Genomic DNA, 15601 nt, shown 5'->3' on the forward strand with positions numbered 1-15601 from the left:
CCTCTTCGGAACGGGCTCAGCGCGGCAGCACGCTCGATCCCATCAGCGCCTCGTCGATGGCGCGCGCCGCCTGGCGGCCCTCGCGGATCGCCCAGACGACCAGCGACTGGCCGCGCCGCACGTCGCCCGCCGCATAGAGCCTTTCGACGCTGGTCCTGTAGTCCCGGTCATTGGCCTCGACATTCTTCGAACGGCGGCTGTCGGTGACGATCTTCATCTGCCCGTCGAGTTCCGAGACCGGCCCGCGAGCGGCTGGCCCGGCAAAGCCGATGGCGATGAACGCGAGATCGGCGCGGATGACGAATTCGGTGCCGGCGATTGGCTTGCGCTTTTCGTCGACCTCGCAGCATTTGACCCCGGTCAGCTGGCCGTCCTCGCCGATGAATTCAAGCGTCGCCACCTGGAATTCGCGCTCGGCGCCTTCGGCCTGCGACGATGACGTGCGCATCTTGGTCGCCCAGTAGGGCCAGACCGACAGCTTGTCTTCCTTTTCCGGCGGCTGCGGCCGGATGTCGAGCTGGGTGACGCGCACCGCGCCCTGGCGGAAGGCGGTGCCGACGCAGTCTGAGGCAGTGTCGCCGCCGCCGACGACGACGACATGCTGGCCGCCGGCGACGATCGGGCGCGACGGCCATGCGACCGACTGGATCGGCTCGCCGCCGATACGCTTGTTCTGCTGCACCAGATAGGGCATGGCGTCGTGCACGCCGTCGAGATCGTCGCCCGGGATGTTGGCCGGGCGCGGCGTTTCGGAACCGCCGCAATAGAGCACGGCATCATATTCGGCGAGCAGTTCGGCGACCGGCTTGTCGACGCCGACATTGACGCCGCAATGGAAGCTGACACCTTCGCCCTGCATCTGCTCGATGCGCCGGTCGATATAATGCTTCTCGATCTTGAAATCGGGGATGCCGTAGCGCATCAGCCCGCCCGGCCGGCTCTCGCGCTCATAGACGTGAACGTCATGGCCTGCGCGGCCGAGTTGCTGGGCAGCCGCCATGCCTGCCGGCCCCGAGCCGATGATCGCGACGCGCTTGCCGGTCTTCCGTTCCGGCGGATAGGGCCGGATATGGCCGGTTTCATAGGCTTTGTCGGCAATCGCCTGCTCGATCGTCTTGATGGCGACCGGAATATCCTCGAGGTTCAGCGTGCAGGCTTCCTCGCAAGGTGCGGGGCAGATGCGGCCGGTAAATTCCGGAAAATTGTTGGTCGAATGCAGGTTGCGGATCGCGTTTTCCCAGTCGCCATTGTAGACGAGGTCGTTCCAGTCCGGGATCTGGTTGTGGATCGGGCAGCCGGTCGGTCCATGGCAATACGGAATGCCGCAATCCATGCACCGCGCGGCCTGTTTCTCGACCTCCTTGTCCGACATCGGCAGCGTGAACTCGCGGAAATGCCGGATGCGGTCGGAAGCCGGCTGGTACTTGTGCACCTGCCGGTCGATCTCGAGAAACCCTGTTACCTTGCCCATAGTCCAGTCCCTACTGTCCGGAAGGCACGCCTGGCGACGCACCCGTTAACCTCATAAGGCAGCTGTGGCAACCTTCAGTCCGAGGTCAGGATTCTTGATGAAGATGGTTGCCGGGACGCACGGCCTCCCGGCAATTTCCAAATCTATTCCGCCGCCACGTTCATGCGCATCCGCTCCATCTCGATCAGCGCGCGGCGGTATTCGACCGGCATGATCTTCCGGAATTTCGGCCGGAAAGTCGCCCAGTCGTCGAGGATTTCGCGACCTCGTACCGAGCCGGTGTAGTGGACGTGGTTGGAGATCAGCTGATAGAGCCGCTCCTCGTCATGGCTGGTCATATCGCCGGATACGTCGACACGGCCCTTATGGTCGAGATCGCCGCCATGGTGGAGCAGCTTTTCCATCAGGTCGTCCTCTTCCGGAACCGGCTCCAGCTCGACCATCGCCATGTTGCAGCGTTCGGCGAAATCACCCGCCTCGTCGAGCACATAGGCGACGCCGCCCGACATGCCGGCGGCGAAGTTGCGGCCGGTCTGGCCGATGACGACGACGATACCGCCGGTCATGTATTCGCAACCATGGTCGCCGACACCTTCAACGACGGCGGCGACACCCGAATTGCGCACGGCAAAACGCTCGCCGGCAACGCCGCAGAAATAGGCCTCGCCCTCGGTTGCGCCGTAGAGCACGGTATTGCCGACAATAATGGACTCGGCAGCAACGATTTTCGTGTTCTCCGGCGGGCGGATGACAATGCGGCCACCCGACAGGCCCTTGCCGACATAGTCGTTGGCAGCGCCCACCAGTTCGAACGAGACACCGCGCGCCAGGAAGGCGCCAAAGGACTGGCCGGCCGTGCCGGTGAGCTTGACCGAGATCGTGTCCTCGCGCAGTCCCTTGTGCTTGAAGCGCTTTGCCACCTCGCCCGACAGCATGGCGCCGGTCGAACGGTCGACGTTGCGGATCGGCAGTTCGATACTGACCGGCTGCCTGGCTTCGAGCGCCGGCTTTGCGAGTTCGATCAGCTTGCGGTCGAGCACGTCGTCGATCGGATGCTTCTGCCGCTCGGTCCAGTGCACCGCCTCGTGCGGCGCATCGGGCTTGTAGAACATCTTGCTGAAGTCGAGCCCGCGTGCCTTCCAGTGCTGGATCAGCTCGCGCTTTTCCAGAAGGTCGGTGTCGCCGATGATCTGGTCGAGATGGGTGTAGCCCATCTCGGCAAGCAGCGCCCGCACCTCTTCCGCCACATAGAAGAAGAAGTTGATGACGTGCTCGGGCGTGCCCTTGAAGCGCTTGCGCAGCACCGGGTCCTGTGTCGCGACGCCGACGGGGCAGGTGTTGAGATGGCACTTGCGCATCATGATGCAGCCGGCCGCGATCAACGGCGCGGTCGAAAAGCCGAACTCGTCGGCGCCGAGCAGTGCGCCGATAATGACGTCACGCCCGGTGCGCAGGCCGCCATCGACCTGCAGCGCGACGCGCGACCTGAGGCCGTTGAGCACCAGCGTCTGGTGCGTCTCGGCAAGGCCCATCTCCCACGGGCTGCCGGCATGCTTGAGCGAGGTCAGCGGCGAGGCACCGGTGCCGCCGTCATAGCCTGATATGGTGATGTGGTCGGCACGCGCCTTGGCGACGCCGGCCGCAACCGTGCCGACGCCGACTTCCGAGACCAGCTTGACCGATACGTCGGCCGCCGGATTGACGTTCTTCAGGTCGTAGATGAGCTGCGCCAGATCCTCGATCGAATAGATGTCGTGATGCGGCGGCGGCGAGATCAGGCCGACGCCCGGCGTCGAGTGCCTGACCTTTGCTATGGTCGCATCGACCTTGTGGCCCGGCAGCTGGCCGCCCTCGCCGGGCTTCGCCCCTTGCGCGACCTTGATCTGCATCATGTCGGAATTGACCAGATACTCGGCCGTGACGCCAAAGCGTCCCGAAGCGACCTGCTTGATTGCCGAGCGTTCGGGGTTCTTGCCGCCGCCCGGCAGTGGCAGATAGCGGTCGGCCTCTTCGCCGCCCTCGCCGGTGTTCGACTTGCCGCCGATGGCGTTCATGGCGCGCGCCAGTGTCGTGTGCGCTTCCCTTGAGATCGAGCCAAAGGACATCGCCCCGGTCGAGAAGCGCTTGACGATATCGGCCGCCGGCATCACCTCGTCGAGCTTGACCTTCTTACGCCCGGTCTCTTGCGCAAGCTTGATCTTGAACAGGCCGCGAATGGTCTGCGCCTGCGCCGTCTCGCTGTCGATCTGGGCGGAATAGTCCTTGAACGTCTCCCACGAGCCTTGGCGCACGGCGTGCTGCAAGGTCGCCACTGCGTCGGGCGACCAGATATGGGCCTCGCCGCGCATGCGGAACATGTATTCGCCGCCGACCTCGAGGCTGTTGCGCAGCACCGGGTCGTTGCCGAAGCCGTCGGTGTGGCGGCTGACCGTTTCGGCGGCGATCTCGTCCAGCCCGACGCCTTCGATCAGCGTCGCCGTGCCGGTGAAGTACTTCTGCACGAAGTCCGACTTGAGCCCGATGGCGTCGAATATCTGCGCGCCGCAATAGGACTGGTAAGTGGAGATGCCCATCTTGGACATCACCTTCAGGATGCCCTTGCCGATCGACTTGATGTAACGGGAGACGACTTCGTAGGCGTCGACCTCCGCCGGCAATTCGCCACGCTTGTGCATGTCGAGCAGCGTGTCGAAAGCGAGATAGGGATTGATCGCCTCGGCGCCGTAGCCGGCGAGACAGCAGAAATGATGCACCTCGCGCGGCTCGCCGGATTCCACGACGAGCCCAACCGACGTGCGCAATCCCTTGCGGATCAAATGATGGTGCACGGCCGCAGTCGCCAGCAGTGCCGGAATGGCGATGCGGTCCGGGCCGAGCTGACGGTCCGACAGGATGATGATGTTGTAGCCGCCGGCGACCGCCGCCTCGGCGCGCTCGCATAGCCGGTCGATGGCGCCCTGCATGCCGGCCGCGCCTTCATTCGAACCGTAAGTGATGTCGATCGTCTTGGTGTCGAAACGGTCTTCGGTGTGGCCGACGGAGCGCAGCTTCTCCAGATCGCCATTGGTCAGGATCGGTTGGCGCACTTCGAGCCGCTTGCGGCGCGAATTGCCGACAAGATCGAAGATGTTGGGCCGCGGCCCGATGAAGGACACCAGGCTCATCACCAGCTCCTCGCGGATCGGGTCGATCGGCGGATTGGTGACCTGTGCGAAATTCTGCTTGAAATAGGTGTAGAGCAGCTTCGATCTGTCCGACATTGCCGAAATCGGCGTGTCGGTACCCATCGAGCCGACCGCTTCCTGGCCGGTGGTCGCCATCGGCGACATCAACAGCTTGGTGTCCTCCTGGGTGTAGCCAAACGCCTGCTGGCGGTCGAGCAGTGAGACATCCCTGCGCAGGGCGCGCGGCTCGACCGGGTTCAGATCCTCGAGGATGAGCTGTGTGTTGGCGAGCCAGCTCTTGTAGGGGTGCCTGGTCGCGATCTCCGACTTGATCTCCTCGTCGGAAACGATGCGGCCCTTGTCCAGGTCGATCAGCAGCATGCGGCCGGGCTGCAGCCGCCACTTCTTGACGATCCTTTCCTCCGGCACCGGCAGCACGCCGGCTTCCGAGGCCATGATGACGCGGTCGTCATCGGTGACGATGTAGCGCGCCGGCCGCAGCCCGTTGCGGTCGAGTGTGGCACCGATCTGGCGGCCGTCGGTGAAGGCAACCGCCGCTGGCCCGTCCCACGGCTCCATCAGGGCTGCGTGATACTCGTAGAAGGCCTTGCGGTCCTGACCCATCAGCTTGTTGCCGGCCCAGGCTTCCGGGATCAGCATCATCATGGCGTGGGCGAGCGAATAGCCGCCCTGCGTCAGGAATTCGAGCGCATTGTCGAAGCAGGCGGTGTCGGACTGCCCTTCATAGGAGATCGGCCACAGCTTCGAGATGTCGTTGCCGAACAGTTCGGAATCGACCGAGGCCTGCCGCGCCGCCATCCAGTTGACGTTGCCGCGCAGCGTATTGATCTCGCCATTGTGGGCGACCATGCGGTAGGGATGCGCCAGCTTCCACGACGGGAACGTGTTGGTCGAGAAGCGCTGGTGGACCAGGATCAGCGCCGTCTCGAAACGCGGGTCGGTGAGGTCCTTGTAGTAGGCGCCGACCTGATAGGCCAGGAACATGCCCTTGTAGACGATGGTCCGCGACGACATCGAGACGACATAGAAGCCGTTGTCGACGCCTTTGGTCTCTTCGTGGATACGGCCGGAAATGACCTTGCGCAGGATGTAGAGCCGCCGCTCGTAATCGTCGTCGTTCTCGATCTCGGCGCCGCGGCCCAGGAACACCTGCCGGTGCACCGGCTCGGAAGCGGCGATGTCGGGCGCCTTGGACAGCGATGAATTATCGACAGGCACGTCGCGAAAGCCGAGCAGCGGCTGGCCCTCGAGTTGCGCCACCTCGGCGATGATGCCTTCGATATGCGCCTGCAGCTCCGGGTCGCGCGGCATGAACACGTGGCCGACGGCATAGTGGCCGGGCTTCGGCAGTTCGACCCCTTGCTTGGCCATCTCCTCGCGGAAGAAGCGGTCCGGCAGCTGCACCAGCACGCCGGCGCCGTCGCCCATCAGCGGATCGGCGCCGACGGCGCCGCGATGCGTCAGGTTTTCGAGCACGGCAAGGCCGTCCTCGACGATCTGGTGCGACTTCACGCCCTTCATGTTGACGATGAAGCCGACGCCGCAGGCATCATGCTCGTTGCGCGGATCATAGAGGCCGTGCGCGGCATAGCCGGTGCTGGTTCGCCCAATATTGGTCAGGGACGGATTTTTGACGACTGCCGCTTTCGTCTGCGCGGCCTTCGTCGCAGATGGCGTCATGTCCGTCATCGTCCTGTCCTCCGTTCCGTCCCCTTCGGGCGCTGGTTTCCGTCGGGAAGCGCGTGGCTCCCCTTTCAATCTTGCGGCACGTCTTGCGAAATTCTTGCCGACCGTGCGGCTTTCCGCATGGTTCGCATATGGTATTCGTACAGGCCGGAGCCAGGCTGTCTAGCTGTCGCTCGCGGCAATGCCGCAGAGGCGCAATCATATGCCAATGCGGCCAGTTTTGTGCGACAAAATAAGACAGCACTACTGTCCTAAATTTTTATGACAGAAATTTTGGATGCACACAAGACCGATTCACAAAATTCTTGAGGCTTTCGCGATAGAAAATTGCGCGGAACGCCGTGTCAGCGTAGCCTTCAGTCGCTGCATCTACGCTCATGCGTTTCGCTGGCTTTAGCGGATTTTCGGCATCTGCCACTTGCGGCCGGCATGCGAAAGCGGCCAAGCTCGCATCGATTTCCCCAGCATAGGCAGACGCATGATTTTCGCTTCCGACAATTGGGCAGGCGCCCATCCCCGTATCGCTGCCGGCCTGTCGGGCCATGCCGACGGCTTCTCCACCGCCTATGGCGACGGTGCCCTCGACAAGGCCGTTTACCAGCGCTTCAATGAAATCTTCGAATGCGAGGTCGCGGTGTTTTTCGTCGCCACCGGCACCGCTGCCAATTCGCTGTCGCTGACTACCTATAACAAGCCAGGCGGCATTTCCTTCTGCCATCGCGAATCGCACGTCATCGAGGACGAATGCGGTGCACCGGAATATTTCACCGGCGGTTCGCGGCTTTATACAGTCGAAGGCGCACTCGGCAGGATCGATGCCAGCAATCTGGAACGGGCGGTGGACCGTTTCGCACCCGAAAACGTCCATTCCGGGCGGCCGGTTGCCGTTTCGATCACCCAGTCGACCGAAGTCGGCACCGTCTACACGCTGAACGAAATCGCCAGGATTTCGGCGATCGCAAAGCAGCACGGATTGCCGCTGCACATGGATGGGGCCCGCTTTGCCAATGCGCTCGTCGCGCTGGAAACGACGCCGGCCGAAATGACCTGGAAGCACGGTGTCGACATCCTCTCCTTTGGCGGCACCAAGAATGGCTGTTGGTGCGCCGAGGCGATCGTGCTGTTCGACCTCGAGCGAGCCAAGGAATTGGCCTTTTTGCGCAAGCGCGCGGCCCAGCTGTTCTCGAAATCGCGCTTCATCGCCGCGCAATTCGATGCTTATTTCAGGGGTGGGCTATGGCTCGACACAGCACGGCACGCCAATGCGATGGCGGCACGGCTTGCCGCGGCGATAGAAGATTCCCCTTCGGCCCGGCTGGCCTGGCTGCCGCAGGCGAACGAGGTCTTCGCAGTCATGAAAAAGGCCGAGGCCGAAAGAATGCAAGCGGCAGGGGCGGCCTTCCACGACTGGCACAGGCCGCTCGGCTACGACGGCTACATTGGCGAAGACGAAGCGCTCTATCGCTTTGTCACCAGCTTCGCGACCACGCCCGACGAGGTCGACCGTTTCGGCTACCTGCTCGCCGGATAGCAAGCCTTGCCCACCAGCAAAAGAGCGGCGCATTGCTGCACCGCCCTTTCTTCCCGGGGAGTTGGCGTCCCGGAGTTTAGCTGCCTGGCTTAGGCGGCAGTCTTGGCCTCGATCTGCTTGGCCTTGGCCGGAGCCGAGGTGATCGCGATCTTGCGCGGCTTCAGCTCTTCGGGGATGTTGCGCTTGAGGTCGACGAAGAGCAGGCCGTTCTTCAGCGCGGCGCCGACAACCTCGACGTGATCGGCAAGCTGGAAGCGGCGCTCGAAGGCTCGACTGGCGATACCGCGATAGAGCAGTTCGGAGCCTTCGCCATTGCCTTCCTCCTTGCGCTCACCCTTGACGGTCAGCACATTGCGGTGAGCTTCGATCGAAATCTCATCTTCCGAGAAGCCGGCCACAGCCATCGAGATGCGATAGGCATCCTCGCCCGTGCGCTCGATGTTGTAAGGCGGATACGTCTGGCCTTCCGGCTGCGCAAGCGAATCGAGCATGGTGAACAACCGGTCAAAACCGACGGTCGAACGGTAGAGCGGGGAAAAATCAACGTGACGCATGGTGTGTTCTCCTGTTGAGCAACAAGGTTGCGTATGGCCGGTGCGAAACCCGTGACGGCGTTCCGGATGGGCCAGCGGCCCCGACATTGGCGACCGCATGACAAATTTGGGAAGCCGGCGACGGCATTTCAAGATTTTCCCGCGTCCGAACGGAACCGGTCCCGGCCCACGTCCCGATGCCGATGAACGGCAGATGAACCGTGGCTTCGGCGAGCGTTCAGCCAGGCGGCACTAAAACTGTTCTCGAGATCACGAACAGGTCGCCGGAAAAGGCGACACGACGAGGCCGAACCGGGTGTAACGTCCCTTCCTCCCGGTCGACAGAGGCCGGAAGCACGCCAAGGCTGCTTCCGGCCTTACTTGTTCGCTGCCTGGGTCGACCTCCCCGGCGTCCCGAATTCCTTTTGCTTTTGGCGCATGGGCGTTTATGCCTGACTTGCGCCCACGCCGGCACCGACACCAACCAAACACCGTATGACCGATCTTCTCCACCAGCCCCCTCTCTTCCACGAAACTCCGGGCAATCCGCTGCCGGAAAACACGGCCGGCGGCTTCTTCACCACGCGCGACGGCAAGAAGATCCGCTATGGGCTGTTTGCCGCGGTTGCCCGCCCGATGAAGGGCACCGTCGTTGTCCTGACCGGCCGCAACGAGTGCATCGAGAAGTATTTCGAGACCATTCGCAACCTTACCGACCGGGGCTTTGGCGTGGCAACCCTCGACTGGCGCGGCCAGGGCGCTTCCGACCGGCTGATCGGCGACCGACAGCGCGGCTTCGTCCGGAGCTTCTTCGACTACACCGGCGATCTGGAGCAGTTCTTCGAGGAGATCGTGCTGCCCGATTGCCGAGGACCCTACTACATACTGGCCCACTCGGCCGGCGCGGTGATTGCGCTGCTCGCCGCGCCCTCGATGGCGAACCGCGTGCGCCGCATGGTGCTGATCGCACCGTTCTTCACCGTGCCGGACCTGCCGGTTTCGGTAAAAACCGTCCGCCGCATCTGTTCGCTGTTCTGCCTTCTCGGCCTTGGCCGACTCTATGCCGCATGGGGGCCGCGGCCCAAGGAATCGGTGCCCTTCGCCATAAACAAGCTGACCAGCGACCCGGAACGCTATCGGCGCAATACGCTGATCTACGAAACCTATCCGCAGCTGGCGCTCGGCGGACCGACGATCCGCTGGCTGAAGGCGGCGACGGAGGCGTCCTTGATCGTCAGCGACCCGGATTTCATGGCCAAGATCCACGTGCCCTTGCTGATGATCGCCGCCGGCGCCGACCAGGTCGTCTCGACCAGGGCAGTCGAGGCCTATGCGAGACGTCTGCGCGTCGGCTCGCTAGTGATGATCGACGGCGCCCGCCATGAGATCCTGCAGGAAGCCGATCTCTATCGCGAGCAGTTGCTAGCCGCATTCGATGCCTTCATCCCCGGAATCGGTGACGTCTGAGCCACATACCTTGTCCGGCTTCAGCTCGTGCGGGCGAAATCCATGATCCAGTTGGTCTCCCATGCCTTGCCGCCGTCCGGCGAAAAGGCCTGCTCCCAGCGCGCCGACCCGTCCGTGATCCGCGACCACAGGAAGCGGACCTGGATCGGCTGGCCGTCGAAGACGTCTTCGCACAGGAACGTGCCGACGCCCGCCACGAAAGTGCCGCGCATCGGAACATCGATGGTCGACGGATTGCGGCCGTCGATCCACCAGATCGACCATTGCCTCGCCGCAGGGTCGAAGGTCCGCAAGGTGGCGGCGCGATAGGGCCCGCCGGGCAATTCAATCCAATTGTCGTCGACATTGCCGAGGCCGCCAAGGATCGGCCGCACCTCGCACGTGCCGCCAAACACATCCCAGTTGCCGTCGCCCTGCAGCCGCTTCTGCAATCTTCGATGGCCGACGGTCCAGCGCCCGAAAAAGAAATCGAAATCGCTCCGCCCGTCCGCCGGAGCATCGGAATGGCTGGCTGCTGGCTGCGTCGGCATCTATGGTCCTCCCCGGCTGACAGCGTTCCATAGCGCATGCCAACTGACATCATCCTGTCAGGAGGTATGGCAACGATCTTGCCTGGGCAGCAATGGCCAATCTCAGCCGCGCAGCGCCGCCATTGCTGCCGCGTGCAGCTCCGGTGTCGCCGCTGCCAGAATGTCGCCGCCCTTTTCCGCCGGTCCGCCTTCGAAAGTGGTGATGACGCCGCCCGCCTTCTCGATGATCGGGATCAGCGCGACGATGTCGTAGGGCTTCAATCCGGGATCGGCGACGATATCGACGCTGCCCGCCGCCACCATGGCGAAGGCATAGCAGTCGGTGCCGTAGCGGGCGAGTTGGACCTGTTGCTCGAACAGGTCGTAGCGCAGGCGCGCGTCTCCCTTGAACAGCGCCGGCGTGGTGGTGAACAGCGTCGCCTCGGCGAGATTCGTCGTCTTGCGCGTCGCGAGTTTTCGCGGGCCACCGGGACCTTCATAATGCGAGCCCGAGGCATTGGCGTAGAACAGCTCGCCGGTGAAGGGCTGCGACATCATGCCGGCGACGGCATCGCCGTCGACCGTCAGCCCGACCAGCGTGCCCCATACCGGCAGGCCGGAAATAAAGGCGCGCGTGCCATCGATCGGATCGATCACCCAGACATGCCGGCTGGAGATGTTTTCGCCGCCATGTTCCTCGCCGAGAATGCCGTGATCGGGGTACTGCGCTGATATCAGCGCCCGGATGGCGCGCTCGGCCTCGCGGTCGGCCTCGGTGACCGGGTCGAAGCTGCCGCGCTCCTTGTTGGTGACCGCGCCCTGGTTGCGGAAGCGCGGCAAGGTCTCGGCTGCGGCGGCACGCGCAATGCGCCGCATGAACTCGATGCTGATGTCCAACTGATTCTCCCGCTCCAGCATGTTTGGAGATGCCCGTTTGCCTACGGATTTATGCCGAAACAAAGGCGTTCGGAGCCTTTCGCATGGTGCCAACTGTTGCTCGAATGCAACGCCGCCGTCATGGAAATGCAATTTCCACTTCACAGTGAATTAAAAAAGCCGGAACGTGCCTTGACATTTGTGCAGCGCACAATACGTTTGTTCTCGGACAGGGGTTCCTGTCCATGCCCTCCTTGGGCGTTTCCTCCCTAGACTTCGACCGTGTCGTGCAAACGATGCGGTCTTTTTTTACGCTGCCGCATGAGCGGCGAGTACCGCGATTCCGCGGCTATTCGGCGGCCAGCGGCAGATCCATGAAATTGTGATCGGGCATCGCCATCAGTTCGGCCGAAAACCGCGCCAGATCGTCGGCCAGGGCGTCGAAACCAGCCGATCTCTGGAACGTCCGCTCATTCATGTAGAGCCCGCGATTGACCTCGATCTGCAGCGCATGCAGATGGCGCACGGGGCGGCCATAGTGCTCGGTAATGAAGCCTCCGGCATAGGGCTTGTTGTGGGCGACGCTGTAGCCCATGCCGGTGAGCAGGCCGATCGCCGTCTCGGTCAACGCCGCCGCGGCGGAAATGCCAAAGCGGTCGCCGACGATGAAGTCCGGCCGCAATCCGCTGTCGCCGACCCTTATGCTTGCCGGCATCGAGTGGCAGTCAATCAGCACGGCGTAGCCGAAGCGCGCATGGGTTCTGGTCAAAAGCCGTTTCAGCGTCTCGTGATAGGGCTTGTAGACCGCTTCGATGCGCGCCACGGCTTCCGCCAGCGGCAAGCGGCCGGAATAGATGTCGAGCCCCTCGCCGACCAGCTTGGGCACGGTGCCGAGCCCGCCGGCCACCCGCGCCGAGCGGATGTTGCAGAATGACGGCACCGGTTCGGCGAACATGCGCGGGTCGAGTTCCCACGGCTCCCGGTTGACGTCGAGATAGGCGCGCGGGAAGTTTGCCGCCAGCATCGGCGCCCCGAGCGCGACGGCGCCGCCGAACAATTCCTCGACATAGCAGTCCTCTGAGCGGCGGATGGCGTTGCGGTCCAGCTTGGCCATAGCCATGAACCGGTCCGGATAGTAGCGGCCGCTATGCGGCGAGTTGAAGAGGAAGGGAACGCGCTGTTCGGCGCCCGATCGGATTTCGAAGGGTGGAACGACCGAAAAATCCTCGGCTGCCGTTTTCAATTTGAACGAACCCGGAAATACCAATGCATCATGATAGGAAAGTGCCACCTCGCCGCCCGCATGTCCAGCCGCCGAAGCGCCAGCCAAATCAGGATTGTGCGGCCAACGTTCACTTGATGTTTACCGTCACCTCCTCATATACAGCATGGTTAACGGGCTTGCCGCACGGCATTGTCGGTTGGGTGATTCGGACGGGACAAGATGGCACGCATTCTGCTGGCGGAAGACGACGACGACATGCGCCGGTTCCTCGTCAAGGCGCTGGAGCGCGCCGGTTATCAGGTCAGCGATTTCGACAATGGCGCCAGTGCCTATGAGCGGCTGCGCGAGGAACCTTTTTCGCTGCTTTTGACCGACATCGTCATGCCCGAGATGGATGGCATCGAGCTCGCCCGTCGCGCCACGGAGATCGATCCCGACCTCAAGGTGATGTTCATCACCGGCTTCGCCGCCGTCGCGCTGAACCCTGATTCCAAGGCGCCGAAAGACGCCAAGGTGCTATCGAAGCCGTTCCACCTGCGCGACCTCGTCAACGAAGTCGAAAAGATGCTGCAGGCCGCCTGACGCGCTTTTTGTCGCGTCTTGACCGACGCCGCAAGCCAGCCATTCTTTCCCCTTTCCCGCTATTGACGTGCAGAACCAAAAATGGTGTATGCGCGGCTTCGGATGGGCGTGTAGCTCAGCGGGAGAGCACTGCATTGACATTGCAGGGGTCACAGGTTCAATCCCTGTCACGCCCACCATCCAGACAATCCCTCAATTGGCCGTCGGTATTTTTCGTCGACTGACGTTCCCGGCCTATACCGGCCTCAGGCGGCGCCGAGGCGGAGATCGCCGCTCTCGACGTGCTCCAGAAACCACGCATAGGTCTGTTCCAATCCGCTGCGCAGCGAATAGCGCGGGCGCCAGCCGGTGGCGAACAGACGCGACACGTCCATCAGCTTGCGCGGCGTGCCGTCCGGCTTCGTCGCATCGAACGTTATCGCGGCATCGGCGCCAGCGACCGACACGATGGTGCGGGCAAGGTCGGCAATGGTGATGTCTTCCCCAGAGCCGACATTGATGTGGCTGTCGCCCGAATAATTCTTCAGCAGCCAGACCAGCGCGTCGGCGGCGTCGTCGACATGCAGGAATTCACGCATCGGCGTGCCCGATCCCCACACCTCCAGGGTCTTGCGGCCGGCGCGCCTGGCCTCGTGCGCCTTGCGCATCAGAGCGGGCACGACATGGCTGGAATTGAGGTCGAAATTATCGCCCGGCCCGTAGAGATTGGTCGGCATCGCCGAGATGTAGTCGACGCCGTATTGGCGCCGATAGGCCTGGCACAGTTTCAGCCCGGCGATCTTGGCGATCGCATACCATTCGTTGGTGGGCTCGAGCGGCCCGGTCAGCAAGGCGTCCTCGGAGATCGGCTGCGCCGCGAATTTGGGATAGATGCAGGATGAACCGAGAAACAGCAGCTTCTGCACCTCGTTGCGGAAGGCGCTGTCGATGACATTGTTCTGCATGACGAGATTGTCCTGCAGGAAATCGACGGGAAGCCTGTTGTTGGCCAGGATACCGCCGACCTTGGCCGCCGCCATCACCACTGCATCCGGCTTGCGGTCGGCCATCCAGCGCCGCACGCCGGCCTGGTCGAGAAGATCGAGCTCGGCGCGCGAGGCGGTCAGGATTTCGCAATCCTCGTCGGCCAATCTGCGCAGGATGGCCGAGCCGACCATGCCGCGATGTCCGGCCACGAAAACGCGCTTGCCCTGAAGGTCGAAGGTCATCAGCTTACCCCATTGCAGAACGGCAGCTATGCCAGTTGGCCGGCGGAGCGCCGGATCGGCTTCTCTGTTGCCGGACGCATACCGCATACAGATTTGCCCAGACAAGGCAAATCGCAAAGCCACCCGAAGCAACCTTTGGATCGGACGCTGTGGCGCTCGCGATCAGACGCCCGCTACCGCGCAGAGGCTTGTCATTCTGGCAATGGCAAGCTCGGGGTCGGCCAGCAACCCTGCCTGGTCGGCAAGGCGAAAGACATCGGCATAGTGACGGATGCCGCGCGCCGATTGCATGCCGCCGACCATCGAAAAATGCTCCTGGTGGCCGTTCAGCCATGCCATGAAGACGATGCCGGCCTTGTAATATTCGGTCGGCACCTCGAAGATTTTGCGCGACAGCGGCACTGTCGGCGCCATCAGCGCGTCATAGCCGGCGCGGTCGCCGTCGGCCAGCCTTGCCAGCGCTGCATTGGCGACCGGCGCGATGGCATCGAAAATGCCGAGCAGCGCGTGCGAATGTCTGTCGCCGTCGCCGGCGATCAGCTCGGGGTAATTGAAATCGTCGCCGGTGAACATCAGCACGCCCTCAGGCAGCCGGTCCCTGAGCGCAATCTCCTTGCCGGCATCGAGCAGCGATATCTTTATGCCTTCGACCTTGCCGGCATGGCGTTCGATGATCGCGACCACCGTCTCCAGCGCAGTTTCGAAATCGCTGCTGCCCCAGTAGCCTTTCAGCGCCGGGTCGAACATGTCGCCCAGCCAGTGCAGGATGACCTTGCCGGAGGCCTGGGACAGGATGCGGTCGTAGACGCCGATATAGTCGTCGGGGCCTTTGGCGACCGCCGCCAGCGCCCGGCTGGCCATCATGATCGCCTTGCCGCCAAGCCCTTCGATGAAGCCGAGCTGTTCTTCATAGGCCGCGATGACATCGTCTAGCCTGCTGGCGCCCCCCGCCAGATGGTCGGTGCCGGCGCCCGACGCAAGATCGGCGCCTTCGACGCTGCGCGCCTCGGCGATCGAGCGGCGGATCAATTCCTTGGCATTCGCCCAGTCGAAACCCATGCCGCGCTGAGAGGTGTCCATCGCTTCGGCGACACGGAAGCCAAGCCGCCAGAGGTGATGGCGAAACGCCATCGTCTTGTCCCAGTCGACCGCGGGCCTCGACCACGGATCGGCCATGGCGAGGGGATCGGCAGCGACATGGGCGGCGGCGTAGGCGATGCGCGAGAAGCGAGCGCCGGCCACAGGCTGCACCGGCTGGCCGACAAGCCGGTAGCGGACACGGCCGGCGCCTTCCCCGGGCAAGGTGATGTCCATGGCTCTCTCCCTTA

General features: G+C 63.2%; 11 protein-coding genes and 1 tRNA gene. 4 read left to right on the forward strand and 8 right to left on the reverse strand.

Features of this window, described 5'->3' with window-relative positions; translation table 11 throughout:
* Positions 1-16: 16 nt before the first annotated feature.
* Together NKJ32_RS10910 and gltB are read right to left on the reverse strand one after the other, a co-directional pair.
* The gene (locus NKJ32_RS10910) at positions 17-1471 is read right to left on the reverse strand and encodes a glutamate synthase subunit beta (RefSeq protein ID WP_352448228.1); all 1455 of its coding nucleotides are present in this window, start codon (positions 1469-1471) and stop codon (positions 17-19) included.
* A 143-nt stretch (positions 1472-1614) separates the two neighbouring features.
* On the reverse strand, positions 1615-6345 hold the full coding sequence (gltB, locus tag NKJ32_RS10915) for a glutamate synthase large subunit (protein ID WP_352568147.1): 4731 nt from the start codon (positions 6343-6345) through the stop codon (positions 1615-1617).
* A gap of 475 nt (positions 6346-6820) precedes the next feature.
* Between gltB and NKJ32_RS10920 the strand changes: the two genes are divergently transcribed.
* A complete protein-coding gene (locus tag NKJ32_RS10920) occupies positions 6821-7873 on the forward strand; it encodes a threonine aldolase family protein (RefSeq protein WP_352568148.1) in 1053 nt (350 codons plus the stop codon).
* 89 nt (positions 7874-7962) lie between these two features.
* On the opposite strand, the gene NKJ32_RS10925 is transcribed toward NKJ32_RS10920, so the two are convergent.
* Positions 7963-8427 (reverse strand): Hsp20 family protein, encoded by a 465-nt coding sequence (locus tag NKJ32_RS10925; protein WP_023675381.1) that lies wholly within the window; start codon positions 8425-8427, stop codon positions 7963-7965.
* A 474-nt stretch (positions 8428-8901) separates the two neighbouring features.
* On the opposite strand from NKJ32_RS10925, the gene NKJ32_RS10930 reads away from it, so the two are divergent.
* Positions 8902-9873 (forward strand): alpha/beta fold hydrolase, encoded by a 972-nt coding sequence (locus NKJ32_RS10930; RefSeq protein WP_352755015.1) that lies wholly within the window; start codon positions 8902-8904, stop codon positions 9871-9873.
* A 20-nt stretch (positions 9874-9893) separates the two neighbouring features.
* On the opposite strand, the gene NKJ32_RS10935 is transcribed toward NKJ32_RS10930, so the two are convergent.
* The 3 genes from NKJ32_RS10935 to NKJ32_RS10945 form a co-directional block, all read right to left on the reverse strand.
* Positions 9894-10403, reverse strand: a complete 510-nt coding sequence (locus NKJ32_RS10935) for a DUF1579 domain-containing protein (RefSeq protein WP_352588141.1) — start codon at positions 10401-10403, stop codon at positions 9894-9896.
* Positions 10404-10505: 102 nt separating this feature from the next.
* Positions 10506-11279 (reverse strand): histidinol-phosphatase, encoded by a 774-nt coding sequence (gene hisN / locus NKJ32_RS10940; RefSeq protein WP_352568152.1) that lies wholly within the window; start codon positions 11277-11279, stop codon positions 10506-10508.
* Positions 11280-11607: 328 nt separating this feature from the next.
* Entirely contained in the window at positions 11608-12549 is a 942-nt protein-coding gene (locus tag NKJ32_RS10945) for an N-formylglutamate amidohydrolase (RefSeq protein ID WP_352488728.1), read from the reverse strand.
* Positions 12550-12702: 153 nt separating this feature from the next.
* Here NKJ32_RS10945 and cpdR point away from each other — a divergent pair, with 153 nt between their 5' ends.
* Both cpdR and NKJ32_RS10955 read left to right on the forward strand, forming a co-directional pair.
* Positions 12703-13065: a cell cycle two-component system response regulator CpdR gene (gene cpdR / locus NKJ32_RS10950; RefSeq protein ID WP_006199474.1), complete on the forward strand. Its 363-nt coding sequence runs from the start codon at positions 12703-12705 to the stop codon at positions 13063-13065.
* 104 nt (positions 13066-13169) lie between these two features.
* Positions 13170-13244, forward strand: a tRNA-Val gene (locus NKJ32_RS10955).
* A 66-nt stretch (positions 13245-13310) separates the two neighbouring features.
* Here NKJ32_RS10955 and fcl read toward each other — a convergent pair.
* On the reverse strand, positions 13311-14273 hold the full coding sequence (gene fcl / locus NKJ32_RS10960; RefSeq protein ID WP_352785633.1) for a GDP-L-fucose synthase: 963 nt from the start codon (positions 14271-14273) through the stop codon (positions 13311-13313).
* 162 nt (positions 14274-14435) lie between these two features.
* A complete protein-coding gene (locus NKJ32_RS10965; RefSeq protein WP_352785630.1) occupies positions 14436-15587 on the reverse strand; it encodes a dihydrodipicolinate synthase family protein in 1152 nt (383 codons plus the stop codon).
* Between the last annotated feature and the right edge of the window lie 14 nt (positions 15588-15601).

Source organism: Mesorhizobium sp. M0159, assembly GCF_040322295.1.
Taxonomy (GTDB): Bacteria; Pseudomonadota; Alphaproteobacteria; order Rhizobiales; family Rhizobiaceae; genus Mesorhizobium.

Coding starts and splice junctions, on each gene's coding strand:
- NKJ32_RS10910 (WP_352448228.1), bottom strand. CDS start 1,471: ATGGGCAAGGTAACAGGGTTTCTCGAGATCGACCGGCAGGTGCACAAG.
- NKJ32_RS10920 (WP_352568148.1), top strand. CDS start 6,821: ATGATTTTCGCTTCCGACAATTGGGCAGGCGCCCATCCCCGTATCGCT.
- NKJ32_RS10965 (WP_352785630.1), bottom strand. CDS start 15,587: ATGGACATCACCTTGCCCGGGGAAGGCGCCGGCCGTGTCCGCTACCGG.
- fcl (WP_352785633.1), bottom strand. CDS start 14,273: ATGACCTTCGACCTTCAGGGCAAGCGCGTTTTCGTGGCCGGACATCGC.
- NKJ32_RS10925 (WP_023675381.1), bottom strand. CDS start 8,427: ATGCGTCACGTTGATTTTTCCCCGCTCTACCGTTCGACCGTCGGTTTT.
- NKJ32_RS10935 (WP_352588141.1), bottom strand. CDS start 10,403: ATGCCGACGCAGCCAGCAGCCAGCCATTCCGATGCTCCGGCGGACGGG.
- cpdR (WP_006199474.1), top strand. CDS start 12,703: ATGGCACGCATTCTGCTGGCGGAAGACGACGACGACATGCGCCGGTTC.
- NKJ32_RS10930 (WP_352755015.1), top strand. CDS start 8,902: ATGACCGATCTTCTCCACCAGCCCCCTCTCTTCCACGAAACTCCGGGC.
- gltB (WP_352568147.1), bottom strand. CDS start 6,345: ATGACGGACATGACGCCATCTGCGACGAAGGCCGCGCAGACGAAAGCG.